The sequence below is a fragment of the Pseudoalteromonas sp. AS71 genome (assembly GCF_038900275.1).
Classification (GTDB): Bacteria; Pseudomonadota; Gammaproteobacteria; order Enterobacterales; family Alteromonadaceae; genus Pseudoalteromonas.
The window spans coordinates 99,897-112,902 of the sequence record NZ_JBBMQZ010000014.1 but is presented as its reverse complement, the minus strand read 5'-3'; the positions used below and the strand labels follow the sequence as shown (position 1 = coordinate 112,902).

General features: G+C 40.2%; 13 protein-coding genes. 4 read left to right on the top strand and 9 right to left on the bottom strand.

What is annotated here, in order from left to right; all coding sequences use genetic code 11:
- Window positions 1-29: 29 nt before the first annotated feature.
- Both WNY98_RS12150 and WNY98_RS12145 read right to left on the bottom strand, forming a co-directional pair.
- Window positions 30-980 (bottom strand): 2-dehydro-3-deoxygalactonokinase, encoded by a 951-nt coding sequence (locus WNY98_RS12150; RefSeq protein ID WP_024606500.1) that lies wholly within the window; start codon window positions 978-980, stop codon window positions 30-32.
- Between the two features lie 3 nt (window positions 981-983).
- On the bottom strand, window positions 984-1,742 hold the full coding sequence (locus WNY98_RS12145) for an SDR family NAD(P)-dependent oxidoreductase (RefSeq protein ID WP_002958845.1): 759 nt from the start codon (window positions 1,740-1,742) through the stop codon (window positions 984-986).
- 199 nt (window positions 1,743-1,941) lie between these two features.
- Between WNY98_RS12145 and WNY98_RS12140 the strand changes: the two genes are divergently transcribed.
- Complete coding sequence (locus WNY98_RS12140) at window positions 1,942-2,643, top strand: FadR/GntR family transcriptional regulator (protein ID WP_007580047.1); 702 nt, start codon at window positions 1,942-1,944, stop codon at window positions 2,641-2,643.
- Window positions 2,644-3,059: 416 nt separating this feature from the next.
- On the opposite strand, the gene accC is transcribed toward WNY98_RS12140, so the two are convergent.
- The 5 genes from accC to cutA all read right to left on the bottom strand — a co-directional run bounded on the left by accC (window position 3,060) and on the right by cutA (window position 7,771).
- A complete protein-coding gene (accC, locus tag WNY98_RS12135) occupies window positions 3,060-4,400 on the bottom strand; it encodes an acetyl-CoA carboxylase biotin carboxylase subunit (RefSeq protein WP_007580045.1) in 1,341 nt (446 codons plus the stop codon).
- A 26-nt stretch (window positions 4,401-4,426) separates the two neighbouring features.
- Window positions 4,427-4,894: an acetyl-CoA carboxylase biotin carboxyl carrier protein gene (accB, locus tag WNY98_RS12130; protein ID WP_342878022.1), complete on the bottom strand. Its 468-nt coding sequence runs from the start codon at window positions 4,892-4,894 to the stop codon at window positions 4,427-4,429.
- Between the two features lie 40 nt (window positions 4,895-4,934).
- Complete coding sequence (gene aroQ, locus WNY98_RS12125; protein WP_024600056.1) at window positions 4,935-5,387, bottom strand: type II 3-dehydroquinate dehydratase; 453 nt, start codon at window positions 5,385-5,387, stop codon at window positions 4,935-4,937.
- Between the two features lie 228 nt (window positions 5,388-5,615).
- Window positions 5,616-7,451, bottom strand: a complete 1,836-nt coding sequence (locus tag WNY98_RS12120) for a protein-disulfide reductase DsbD (RefSeq protein WP_342878021.1) — start codon at window positions 7,449-7,451, stop codon at window positions 5,616-5,618.
- On the bottom strand, window positions 7,451-7,771 hold the full coding sequence (gene cutA, locus WNY98_RS12115; protein ID WP_342878020.1) for a divalent-cation tolerance protein CutA: 321 nt from the start codon (window positions 7,769-7,771) through the stop codon (window positions 7,451-7,453). Before cutA ends, WNY98_RS12120 begins: the two co-directional genes overlap by 1 nt.
- A gap of 178 nt (window positions 7,772-7,949) precedes the next feature.
- On the opposite strand from cutA, the gene WNY98_RS12110 reads away from it, so the two are divergent.
- From WNY98_RS12110 to groL, 3 genes are all read left to right on the top strand, one after another.
- Window positions 7,950-8,426, top strand: a complete 477-nt coding sequence (locus tag WNY98_RS12110) for an FxsA family protein (protein ID WP_002958838.1) — start codon at window positions 7,950-7,952, stop codon at window positions 8,424-8,426.
- Between the two features lie 110 nt (window positions 8,427-8,536).
- A complete protein-coding gene (locus WNY98_RS12105; RefSeq protein WP_002958836.1) occupies window positions 8,537-8,824 on the top strand; it encodes a co-chaperone GroES in 288 nt (95 codons plus the stop codon).
- A 48-nt stretch (window positions 8,825-8,872) separates the two neighbouring features.
- The gene (groL, locus tag WNY98_RS12100) at window positions 8,873-10,519 is read left to right on the top strand and encodes a chaperonin GroEL (protein ID WP_342878019.1); all 1,647 of its coding nucleotides are present in this window, start codon (window positions 8,873-8,875) and stop codon (window positions 10,517-10,519) included.
- Window positions 10,520-10,755: 236 nt separating this feature from the next.
- On the opposite strand, the gene arsJ is transcribed toward groL, so the two are convergent.
- Both arsJ and WNY98_RS12090 read right to left on the bottom strand, forming a co-directional pair.
- Window positions 10,756-11,979: an organoarsenical effux MFS transporter ArsJ gene (gene arsJ, locus WNY98_RS12095; RefSeq protein WP_342878018.1), complete on the bottom strand. Its 1,224-nt coding sequence runs from the start codon at window positions 11,977-11,979 to the stop codon at window positions 10,756-10,758.
- A 5-nt stretch (window positions 11,980-11,984) separates the two neighbouring features.
- On the bottom strand, window positions 11,985-12,995 hold the full coding sequence (locus WNY98_RS12090; RefSeq protein WP_197102914.1) for an ArsJ-associated glyceraldehyde-3-phosphate dehydrogenase: 1,011 nt from the start codon (window positions 12,993-12,995) through the stop codon (window positions 11,985-11,987).
- Between the last annotated feature and the right edge of the window lie 11 nt (window positions 12,996-13,006).

Sequence of the window (13,006 nt, the reverse complement as noted above, 5' to 3'; positions counted from 1 at the left end):
CCCTTTATAATTGATTATTATAGAGGGGTTTATTTTTTTGACTCTAAATTAAATAAATAATTAAAGCCACTTAGCGTGGCAGTTTTAATATCAAACTCAACACACTTAACACCAATTTGCTTAAGTGCTGTGGTAAAACACATATTAAGTTGCTTTGTACCAATCACCACAACTTGTGTATCACTCAATAATTGCCACTCGCTTGCATGGCGAGCTGCTCGTACATCGCTCCCTATTAATACGCCCGACAAATAGGCTTTTGCTTGTACTGGTGTTAGCTCCTTTGAAAGCTGGCGGGTACGCACACTAAAAATACCATGTGCCAAGTTACCGCTATCACTACCTAAAGTTAGCTCGCAGCCTTGCTCAAATGCTTTAAAGTCAAACTCACCTTCTGCGCAGTCGTTAGGAATTAAAACACTTTGATGACATAACAAATCATATAACTCGCCGGTCATGGCTGTTTTAAAGCAAATGATTTCGCCGTTGTTTATAAGCACCCATTTAGTATGTGTACCAGGCAAACATAATAATATTTTGCCTTGTTGATACTCTGGATTTTGTTTTAAAAACCCTAAAATTTGCAGCTCTTCGCCGCGCATTACATCAAATAAGCTATTTTGCAGCGTACACTTTGTGCCGGGTAACGCTTTAATAGTATGCCCATTGCAATCAAAACTAACCGCTGCATTAAGTAACCCTTCGGGATTAATTGGGCACTCTAAATAAGGCGTTTCGTGCCAGCCAATACTTGAGGTAATTTGCCCGGCAATATAAACGGGTAAACTACCATATTCTTGCTTCCACACCGCAATGGTGTCAATTAAGGTTTGCTCAAAATTTTGATTCGCCTTAACAACTCCTGGGCCATCACGCTGTGCTAGTAACTTAAGTGTTGATTGCGCATGTACTTCGCACAAATAAGCACGTAAATGGCTCGTGCCCCAGTCAACAGCAATAAAAAGAGATGAATTAGCCAAGCTTTAAAGCCTCCCACCGTCGATTTTAATACTCTGCCCGGTGATCATACTGCTTTCATCGGCGGCTAAAAAGAGTGCCAAATTAGCAACATCTTCAGGTGTTACTAATTTTTTAAGCGCCATGGCTTCCATCCACTTAACTTGCTCTTCTTCGGTAAACCAACTTGCTAGTTGACGGTCGGTAGCAACCCATCCAGGTAAAATAGCGTTAACGCGAATACCGAACTCGCCGTAATCGCGAGCCAATGCCTTAGTCATACCTATTAGGCCTGCTTTTGCGGTTACATAGCCTGCCATTTGTGGCTGGCCCATAATCGCGTTAATAGAGCTAAAGTTAATGATACTGCCGGCTCCATCGCCTTTCATAAAAGACATAGCAACTTGAGAAGCAAAAAATGCAGGGTTTAAGTTTATTTGTAAGCACTGATCCCAATCTTGCACGGTAACGTCTTCGCTCGCTTGCCGGCGGTCGTTCGCTACATTATTAACTAGTACATTAATAGCACCAAAAGCGGCGCATGCATCCACAAGTGATTGCTGAAGTGCATGAGAGTCAGTTACATCAACTTGCCTATACCATAGTTTTGCATTGGGTAAATCACGAATAAGCGATTGCGCTGCCTTATCATCAATATCTATAAATGCTACTTTTGCATTTTGGTTTACAAAGGACTTAACCATTGCTCTGCCGATGCCTGATGCACCACCAGTAATAAAAATAACTTTACCAGAAAGACTATGATATTGAGCGAGGGTGTTCAAATTCAACTCTCCATACAGCGCATTTTCAATTTCATTTAAACTCTTTATAAACTTATACTTACACTATAAAGAGCCAAATTAAGCTGTTATTGCTGTGTTAAAATATTTAGCTAATTAAAAGTTTATATCATATCCTTGAGTACATTAATATGATATATGATATATAATAAAGCAATATATCAACTCGGAATCCTGCGCAATGAAAAGCCAACCCCGTCAAAATTTAACACAACAATTAACCCACGATTTGGGTTTTGCTATTGTGCGTGGTGTTTACCCTGTAAGCGAAGGCCTGCCTTCTGAAGCCGATTTATGTATAAAATATGATGTAAGTCGCAGCGCCACCCGCGAAGCGGTAAAAATGCTCTCTGCTAAAGGATTAATTTCTTCTCGTCCTAAGCAAGGTATTCGTGTATTACCTGAAAGCAGCTGGAACATGTTTGATACCGACGTACTACGTTGGATTTTAAGTAGTAAGCCATCACTGTCATTATTAAAAGAGTTTACTCAAGTACGCGTTGCCCTTGAGCCACAAGCAGCCGCGCTTGCTGCACTAAATGCAACTGCAGAACAACTCGCTGAAATTGATAACGCTTTAGCCCGTATGGCTGAAGCAGACGAAGGCTTAGACGATCCACTAGAAGCTGACATTGCTTTTCATACCAGCATATTAGTTGCCAGTAACAATCGCTTTTTTGTGCAGTTAACTGAGTTTATTAGTACAGCCCTTAGAGTAAGTATTCGTTATACAAACCACATTAAAGGTGTACCGGGCGCAGACGTTGCTAAGCACGCTGATATTTTAGAGACCATAAAGTCACGCGACCCTGAACGCGCTAAAAAAGCAGTAGAAACAATTTTAGAAGAAGCACTGCAGTTAATTGAATCTAAATTAGTTTAATGTTATTTCAAGATATTGTATAAATATTGAGTCCATCGAATTTACTCTTTGCAGTATATTTTATGGACTTTTTTATTGCCTATAAGGCTTAATACCAATCCGCAATAATACTTAATCATTTTGCGGGGCTAAACGCGTCGCTACCTGCGTTAAAAAATTCTCATTTACGACTGCATGGATGCAGAAGGTAGAGCAATGCAGGAGCAATTGCCGAGAACAACTAAATAGCGAATTTTTGCCTAGCTACCAACACGTTTTTCCGTCCTCAAAATAGATCACTTAATTAAGCGAATTGGTATAAATTACAGGCATTAAAAAATCCGATATCAGTCTCCTGATATCGGATTTTTAATTATTTAAATCAGATTAATAACTCTGGTTATTAACTGAGATAAAACGCCTTTTGCAGGCTAGAATTACAATCCTAATTTCTTCTCAAGATAGTGGATGTTAGTACCACCATTTTGGAAGTTTTCATCTGCAAGAATTCTCTTATGCAAAGGAGTATTAGTTTTAATTCCGTCAATTACTAGCTCGTTAAGTGCATTGCGCGCGCGGGCAATAGCTACGTCACGGTTTTCACCGTAAGTAATTAACTTACCAATCATTGAATCATAATGTGGTGGAACCGTGTAGTCAGCGTAAATATGGCTGTCCCAACGAATACCTAAACCACCTGCTGGATGGAAACGTGTAATTTTACCCGGTGACGGGATAAACGTTTCAGGATCTTCAGCATTAATACGACACTCAATAGCATGACCACGAATAACAACGTCGTCTTGAGTGAATGATAACGGCTGACCCGCTGCAATTTTTAACTGCTCTTTCACTAAATCGATACCAGTAACCATTTCAGTTACAGGGTGTTCAACCTGAATACGTGTATTCATTTCGATGAAGTAAAACTCGCCGTTTTCGTATAAAAACTCAAACGTACCTGCACCGCGGTATCCAATTTCGATACATGCACGTGTACAGCGCTCGCCAATGAATTTACGCGTTTCAGCAGTAATTCCTGGTGCTGGTGCTTCTTCAACTACTTTTTGGTGACGACGTTGCATAGAACAATCACGTTCACCTAAATGTACTGCATTACCTTGGCCGTCTGCTAATACTTGGACTTCGATATGGCGTGGATTTTCAAGGAATTTTTCCATGTAAACCATGCTATTACCAAAGAATTGCTTAGCTTCTTGCTGTGTTAATGCAATTGAATCAATAAGTTCAGATTCGCTGCGAACAACACGCATACCACGACCACCTCCGCCACCAGCGGCTTTGATGATTACCGGGTAACCGATACGCTTAGCGATTTGCATGTTACGTTCTTTATCATCTGATACCGGGCCGTCTGAGCCTGGTACACATGGAACACCTGCTTTACGCATTGCTGCGATAGCAGACACTTTATCACCCATAAGGCGAATAGTGTCGCCACGAGGACCGATAAATACAAAACCACTTTGCTCAACTTGGTCGGCAAAATCAGCATTTTCTGCAAGGAAACCGTAACCAGGATGAATCGCTACAGCGTCAGTTATTTCAGCCGCAGCAATAATGCGCGGAATATCTAAATAACTTTCAGTTGCTGATGGTCTACCAATACAGATGGTTTCATCTGCAAGCAATACATGCTTAAGATCGCGATCTGCCGTTGAATGCACAGCAACCGTTTTGATCCCAAGCTCTTTGCAGGCGCGCAATATACGAAGTGCAATTTCACCTCGGTTTGCAATGACTACTTTATCTAACATTAGAGTTGGCCTTTTAGGTTACGCTATTATTCAATGATGAATAGAGGTTGATCAAATTCTATTGGCTCGCCATTTTCAGCTAAGATAGCTCTTACTGTACCGGCTTTATCTGATTCAATTTGGTTCATCATTTTCATAGCTTCGATAATACAAAGTGTATCGCCAACTTTAACTTGCTGACCAACTTCTACATATGCTGGAGCTTCAGGAGACGCAGCAGAGTAAAAAGAACCAACCATTGGTGATTTAACTTGATGACCCGTAGGCTCAGCTGGTGCTGCTGCTTCAACAGCTACAGGAGCCGCTGCAACTGGTGCTGCTGGCGCTGCTGGCGCTGGTGCATATTGCTGTGGAGCAAATTGTGGGTAACCTGGGCCTGCACTCATGTTGTTACGGTTAATACGTACTGATTCTTCACCTTCAGTGATTTCTAGCTCAGCAATACCTGATTCTTCTACTAATTCGATAAGCTTCTTTATCTTGCGAATATCCATTACACGACCCGCCTGTAAGTTGTTTGTGTGTTAATTTAAATTAAATTGCGCTTTGCAACCGGTTAACAGCGGCGTTTAATGCTGCGTGATAACCCATTGCACCTAATCCACATATTACGCCTTGTGCTACATCAGAAAAATACGAATGATGACGAAAGGCTTCACGTGCGTGCACATTACTTAAGTGCACCTCAAAAAACGGAATATCAACACTCAGCAGTGCATCACGTAATGCGACGCTAGTATGCGTAAATGCAGCTGGATTGATAATTATGTAATCAACCGCTTGCCAAGCATTGTGAATGCGTTCAATGAGTGCTTGCTCACTATTACTTTGAAAATGCGTTAACTCAACATCTAGACTATCAGCGGCACTTGTTAGTTCGCTCATAATTTCACTTAGCGTTTGAAAACCGTATTTATCCGGTTCACGTTTGCCCAGCATGTTTAAATTTGGACCATTTATAACTAAAAGGTTAAATTTTGCAGCCATAATACGCGATATATCCTATAAGTAATGAGTTAAGCGGTTACTAACTAATTTTTCACTTTTAAGTAAGCAGAAAAAGCAATGTAGCAACAATTTCTCACGTTAACCAACTATTATAGTGATTTCGACGTAAATAGCAGCAAAATACTGGTCTTATCAGTGTCGTGGGTACAAATATGAGGGGAATTGTGAAGGTGCCACTTAGACAATTCAAGTGGCACTACTGCACTATTATTGTGCGCTGGCGCGCACAACTGCTAGGTGTTTAGCAAAGTCCTCAGCATTTAAAAAGCCCGTTACGCGCTGCGTACTAAGCTCTTGTCCTTGAGTATTAAAAAACAAAATACTAGGTAAACCAAACACTGTGTACTCTTCCATTAGCTCAATTGTTTTATTATCACTTTCAGTTAGATCAATTTGAATAAGCTGATAATGGCTAAACTCACTTTGCACTTTGGCATCAGGAAAGGTGTAATGTTCAAACTCTTTACACGCCACACACCAGTCGGCATATAAATCGACCATAACCAGTCGACCTTCATCGTTTGCTTGTGCAACTGCTTCTTTTAGTTCTGCTAAATCAGCAACCTGTTTAAACTCATTATTTTGTGAGCTTACCTGTACTGTTTGTACTTGTACCGGCCAAAAGTAGTTTTTAGTTAACGTAAAGCCTGTAATAACTAATAGAGTTGCAGCAAACCACAATGCAGTTTTTAACTTGCTTTGTGTTTGGCTACTTTGCCAGTGATGTAGGTAAAGTGCCGTTGCTAATGCAAGCACACCGGCCATTAATAATATAATGTCGGCGCTCACTAGTCGCTGAAGTAATATAAGCGGCACAACGAGCATCACAAAACCAAACAAGGTTTTAACTTGCTCCATCCAACCACCTGCTTTAGGCAGCAATTTACCGCCAGATGTACCAAGTAATAAAAGTGGTAACCCCATACCTAAACTAAGCACGTATAGTGTTAAACCACCTACTAAGTAATCACCACTTTGCGCAACAAATAAGAGCGCCGCCGACAGCGGCGCTGTAGTACATGGTGATGCAATTAGCCCCGACAGTACGCCCATTAAAAATACGCCAACGTAGTTGCCGCCTTTTTGATTGTTACTTACTTGAGTTAGCTTGCTCATCATACTGCTTGGCAGTTTTATTTCGTACCAACCAAACATCGACATAGCCAATAATACAAATAGTAAACTAAAGCTAACTAGTACAAATGGATGCTGTAAATACCCCTGAACTTGCCCACCAAGCGCCGCAACAACTAAACCAAGCGCTGCATAGGTAACTGCCATGCCTTGTATATATACAAACGACAACGCAAACGCTTTTTTAGTCGAAAGGTTTTGCTGACCCGCAATTAAGCTCGACAAAATAGGAAACATAGGGAATACGCAGGGCGTAAAAGCAAGGCCTACACCAACAACAAAAAATATGAGTAAATTAGTTATTAAGCCCTGACTTGCTAATTGCTCAGTAAAAGTGAGCTCTTTTTCGGTATCATCCGAATTTGTTGTAGGTTCAGTAGTTGGCTCGTTGAGTGCTGCAAATGTACTTTGCGCAGTTGCCGCTTCATCAGTGGCGCTATTTTGATCTACATTTTTAACCTGTGCGCCACTAATAACACTAAGTGGGATGCTAATTACTTCTGGTGGATAGCAAAGCCCTGCTTTTGCACAGCCTTGGTAACGAACTTTAACCACGGCGCCTTCGGTTATATTACTTAGCTTACTAATAACACTCGCGGAATTAAAAAAAACCTCTGTTTTACCAAAAAATTCATCTTCAATAATTTCGCCACGGCCAGAGTCGCCTACTTGAATGTTTGCACCTTTGGCGATAATTTCTATTTTCTTTTTATATAAATAATAGTCTGGCGCTATATCCCAACCTACAAACAAGGTACTGCCTTGCTGGTCAAAATCAAAAACAAACGCTTGGTCTACAGGTAAAAAAGTCTGTTGAGGAGGCCCAAGTAGATCACCAAGCACATTATTAGTCGCAGCCTTTACGGGTACGGTTAATAATGTAACCAACAATAAAAAGAAAAAACGCATTAATTCAGTACCTCGTCCATCCAATTAAAATACGCCAAATTACCAGTTGAAACTTCTACAACCTGAATCTCCGGCACTTCGTAGCTATGTAGCTCTTTTATTGTTAGAAACACATCGTTCATTTTGTCTGATTTCGTTTTTATAAGTAGCTTAGCTTCAGTTGCTTCTGCCACTTCGCCTTCCCACATATAAATAGAGCCCATGTTAGGTAAAATATTTACACAAGCAGCCAGCTTTTTTTCTACCAACGCCCTTGCAAGTGTGCGCGCTTCTGCTTCGTCTTTGCAGGTCGTAAAAATCATTTTAAAATGCGTAGTCATTATGAACCTATTCTTATTGGACAGTGTCTAGCTTCATAGTATCTGATAGCCGATACAATGTGTAGACGCTAAAATATCAGTAAAATGACGATACCTATGCCCTAACCTTGAAAAGAGACCTCGTCACCCTCATTTATATTTCATCAACTCTTTTGAGTGTCATTATTTAGAGAGCGCTATGTTTAGATTTTTATTTGTGTTGTTTATTATCATCCCTATTATCGAAATCGCTTTACTGATTCAAGTAAGCGATGTGATTGGCGGATTTGCAACAATTGCACTTGTTGTTATTACCGCGATTTTAGGTGCCAAAATGGTTAAAACACAAGGTATGGGTGCGCTGCAAAACGTACAAGCGCAAATGGCGCAAGGGCAAATGCCAGCCAAAGAATTATTTACCGGAATATGCGTTGTAATTGCAGGGGTATTATTACTTACTCCTGGCATTATGACCGACGTGTTTGGGTTACTATTATTAACGCCTGCAATTCGTAACAAACTGGCCGCAGGCCTTGCTAGCCAAGCAACTGTTAGAATGAGCGCAGGTAGGCAACAAGGGCCATCGCCGTTTGCTGGGCAGCAACATGCTGAACGAGAGCAAGGGCAAATGGAACGACCAACGACTATTGATGGCGAATATGAGCGAAAAGATTAAAAATTTATCATTTTTTCTCTTGGAATTTTACACTCTACCCCCATTAATGAATGCAAATTAGAAAAGCTTTTTTCTGTACTGTTCAGAAACTGTTAGGAGAACTAAAAAACATGAACATTCGTCCTTTACAAGATCGCGTAATCGTTAAACGTCTAGAAGAAGAAACAAAATCTGCTGGCGGTATTGTATTAACTGGCTCTGCAGCTGAAAAATCAACTCGCGGAGAAGTTGTAGCCGTAGGTAATGGTCGCGTTTTAGATAACGGTGACGTGAGAGCGTTAGAAGTTAAAGCCGGTGACACTGTGTTATTTGGCTCATATGTTGAAAAAGTTGAAAAGATCGAAGGTCAAGAGTACCTGATCATGCGTGAAGATAATATTTTAGGCATTGTAGGCTAAACCTACTTTTCGTTTATAAACATTTAAGAATTTAGAGGAATTTAAAACATGGCAGCAAAAGAAGTACTTTTTGCAGGTGACGCACGCGCTAAAATGCTAACTGGCGTAAACATCCTGGCAAACGCAGTAAAAGTTACATTAGGTCCTAAAGGCCGTAACGTTGTACTAGACAAATCATTTGGCTCTCCAGTTATCACTAAAGATGGTGTATCTGTAGCAAAAGAAATCGAACTTGAAGACAAGTTTGAAAACATGGGCGCACAAATGGTTAAAGAAGTTGCATCTAAAGCAAATGATGCAGCCGGCGATGGTACAACTACCGCTACAGTACTTGCACAGTCTATTGTTAATGAAGGCCTTAAAGCTGTTGCAGCAGGCATGAATCCAATGGATCTTAAGCGCGGCATCGACAAAGCAGTTATTGCTGCTGTTGCAGAGCTTAAAGCGTTATCTGTTCCTTGTTCTGATACTAAAGCAATTGCACAAGTAGGTACTATTTCAGCTAACTCTGATCAAGAGATTGGCGACATCATTGCACAAGCAATGGAAAAAGTAGGCCGTAACAGTGGTGTTATTACTGTAGAAGAAGGTCAATCACTTGAAAACGAACTAGATGTTGTTGAAGGCATGCAGTTTGACCGTGGTTACTTATCTCCTTACTTTATCAACAGCCCAGAAAAAGGCACCGTTGAACTAGATAACCCATTTATTCTACTTGTAGATAAAAAAATATCTAACATCCGCGAATTATTACCAACATTAGAAGCGGTTGCTAAAGCAAGTAAACCACTACTAATCATCGCAGAAGACCTTGAAGGCGAAGCACTAGCTACATTAGTAGTTAATAACATGCGCGGTATTGTTAAAGTATCAGCTGTTAAAGCACCTGGTTTTGGCGACCGTCGTAAAGCAATGCTACAAGATATCGCTGTATTAACTGGCGGTACTGTTATTTCTGAAGAAATCGGCTTAGAGCTTGAAAAAGCAACAGTTGAAGACCTAGGTACAGCTAAGCGCGTAATTATCACTAAAGATGATACAACAATCATTGATGGTGCTGGTGAAGAAGCGGGTATTACTGGTCGTGTTTCTCAAATTAAAGCACAAATTGAAGAAGCAACATCAGACTACGATAAAGAAAAACTTCAAGAGCGCATGGCTAAACTAGCTGGCGGTGTTGCAGTAATCAAAGTAGGTGCTGCTACTGAAATCGAAATGAAAGAGAAAAAAGACCGCGTTGAAGATGCATTAAATGCAACTCGTGCAGCGGTTGAAGAAGGCGTAGTACCTGGCGGCGGTGTTGCACTTGTACGTGCTGCTAGCAAGCTAGTTGATTTAGTTGGCGACAACGAAGATCAAAACCACGGTATTAAAGTTGCACTTCGTGCAATGGAAGCACCACTTCGTCAAATCGTAACTAATGCTGGCGAAGAAGCATCTGTTGTAATTAACGCAGTTAAAGGCGGCGATGGTAACTACGGTTACAACGCAGCAACTGGCGAATACAACGACATGATTGAAATGGGTATCCTAGATCCAACTAAAGTAACACGCTCTGCATTACAATTTGCAGGGTCTATTGCGGGTCTAATGATCACTACTGAAGCAATGGTAGCTGAAATCCCGAAAGATGAAGCTGGTGCACCTGATATGGGTGGCATGGGCGGAATGGGTGGTATGGGCGGCATGATGTGATAGATTTTTAAATCTATAACTGTAGCTCTAACCATTTAAACGAAAGCCTGAATAGTAATATTCAGGCTTTTTTGTTGGTTTCTAAATATTCTGACAACACATTTCTATGTAAATTAAGCGTATTTCTGAAGTTGATTAATTGATTCTTTAAATGGCCACTTCAAGCTCATTGCCGATATTCATGTTCAATTTTAGTGACGGCTACGAGCTTTAAAAAACCTTTTATATAGGGGTTCTCACGGCTTTAATTTTAATGATAACAAAGATGCTATAGCCACAAATAGACTTGATATCCATAAACAGGCTTCTAGTCCATAATTTTGGTATACCCAACCTGAAAGCACTGTTCCAATCAATCTCCCCATGGCATTTGCCATATAGTAGAAACCAACGTCAAGCGATACGCCATCACTACCTGCATAACTGACAATTAAATAGCTATGCAAAGAAGAGTTAACAGCAAAAACAGCACCAAATACTAATAATCCTATAATGATTGAAGCTTGAATGTGAAAATTAAAGTGCAACGCTAAAGCTATAGCAGCAGGTATTACGGTTAGGCTGCTTGCCCACAAAAATGCAGTTCTACCTGTTGGTACTTTGCCCTGATTTTTACCCGTACTATTTCCTGTAATAATAGGCGCAAAGGATTGTACTATGCCATAGCCGATGACCCAGCTCGCCATAAAACCACCAACCCACCAGTGATCCCAATTAAAGGTTACAGCCAAAAATACAGGTAATGCCACCACAAACCAAACATCTCTTGCGCCAAATAAAAACATTCGTGCTGCAGAAAGTATGTTGATTGATGAACTTTTCGAGAAAATCTCTTTAAATTTAGGTTTATTTTTCGCTTTACCTAAATCTTCTTTTAAAGTGATTAAACTAAATACCCATACGATGGCTAAAAGAGAAGCCATTAAGATGATTGCACCTTTAAATTCTAGTAAGGTTAATAGCAATCCTCCCAAAAAGAATCCAACTCCTTTTAGTGCATTTTTAGAGCCAGTAAGTATAGCAACCCACTGGTATAGCGTACCTTCAGCGCCTTCTGGCACAAGTAACTTAATAGAGCTTTTCGCACTCATTTTATTTAAATCTTTGGCAATACCTGATAATGCCTGTGCGACCATTACATAAATCACCGTTAGCATTTCAGCAGGAACAGCTAACATACCAAGGGCGATTATTTGCATTGCTAAACCAATATTCATGGTTTTATTTAAGCCAAGTTTTGCACCTAACCAACCACCAACAAGGTTCGTAATAACACCAAAAATTTCATAAAACAAAAACAGCATGGCAATATTTAAAGGGCTGTATCCTAGCTGATGAAAATACAGCACTACAAGCATACGTAGTGCACCATCGGTTAAGGTAAACGCCCAATAATTACCTGTTATCACCAAGTATTGCTTAATAGCTGGAGATAACGTTTTGAGTGATAAAAGTCCCATAAAAATTAACCTTTATCTGCCAAGCCAACCATACGTGCTAATTCTGCGGTTCTGTTGGCATAGCCCCATTCATTGTCATACCAAACATAAAGTTTTACTTGTGTACCATTTACCACCATCGTTGATAATGCATCAATGATGCTAGAACGTGGATCTGTTTTATAATCAATAGACACTAATGGTCGTTCTTCATATCCCATGATGTTTTTCAATTCATCTTGTGCTGCTTGTTTAAGTAATGTATTTACTTCTTCAGCAGTGGTAGCTCGTTCAACTTCAAAAACACAATCTGTAATGGATGCATTCGTTAAAGGAACTCGTATTGCATGACCATTTAATTTTCCTTTTAGTTCAGGGAAAATATGCGTAATTGCAGTAGCTGAGCCAGTTGTTGTAGGTATTAAACTTGTGCCACAAGAACGTGCTCTACGTAAATCTTTATGCGGAGCATCTATTATTGTTTGGGTATTGGTGATGTTATGAATGGTCGTCATTGAGCCATGTTTAATACCTATTTTTTCATGCATAACTTTGACGACTGGTGCTAAACAATTAGTGGTACATGACGCTGCGGTAACGATAGGATGAATAGCTTTATCGTATAGTTCATCATTGACCCCCATAACGATATTCAATACACCATCCTCTTTTACAGGAGCAGTAACAACTACACGTTTTACGCCTTGATCTAAGTAGGCTTGTAACAACGCTTTAGTTTTGATTTTCCCTGATGCTTCAATAACTACGTCGCAACCAGACCAGTCGGTATCTTGAGTTGCCTTGTTTTGTGTACACGGTATTGCTTTGTCATTAATAACGATTGAATCATTTTGATGTGTTACTTCATGATGCCAACGACCATGTACTGAATCAAACATCATTAAGTGTGCAAGTGTTTCAGCATTTCCTGCAGGATCGTTAATTTGAATAATTTCTATATCATCCCAATCAAATGCCGCTCGCATTGATAAACGCCCCATACGACCAAAGCCGTTAATGCCTATTTTAATTGTCATAAATGTGTCCT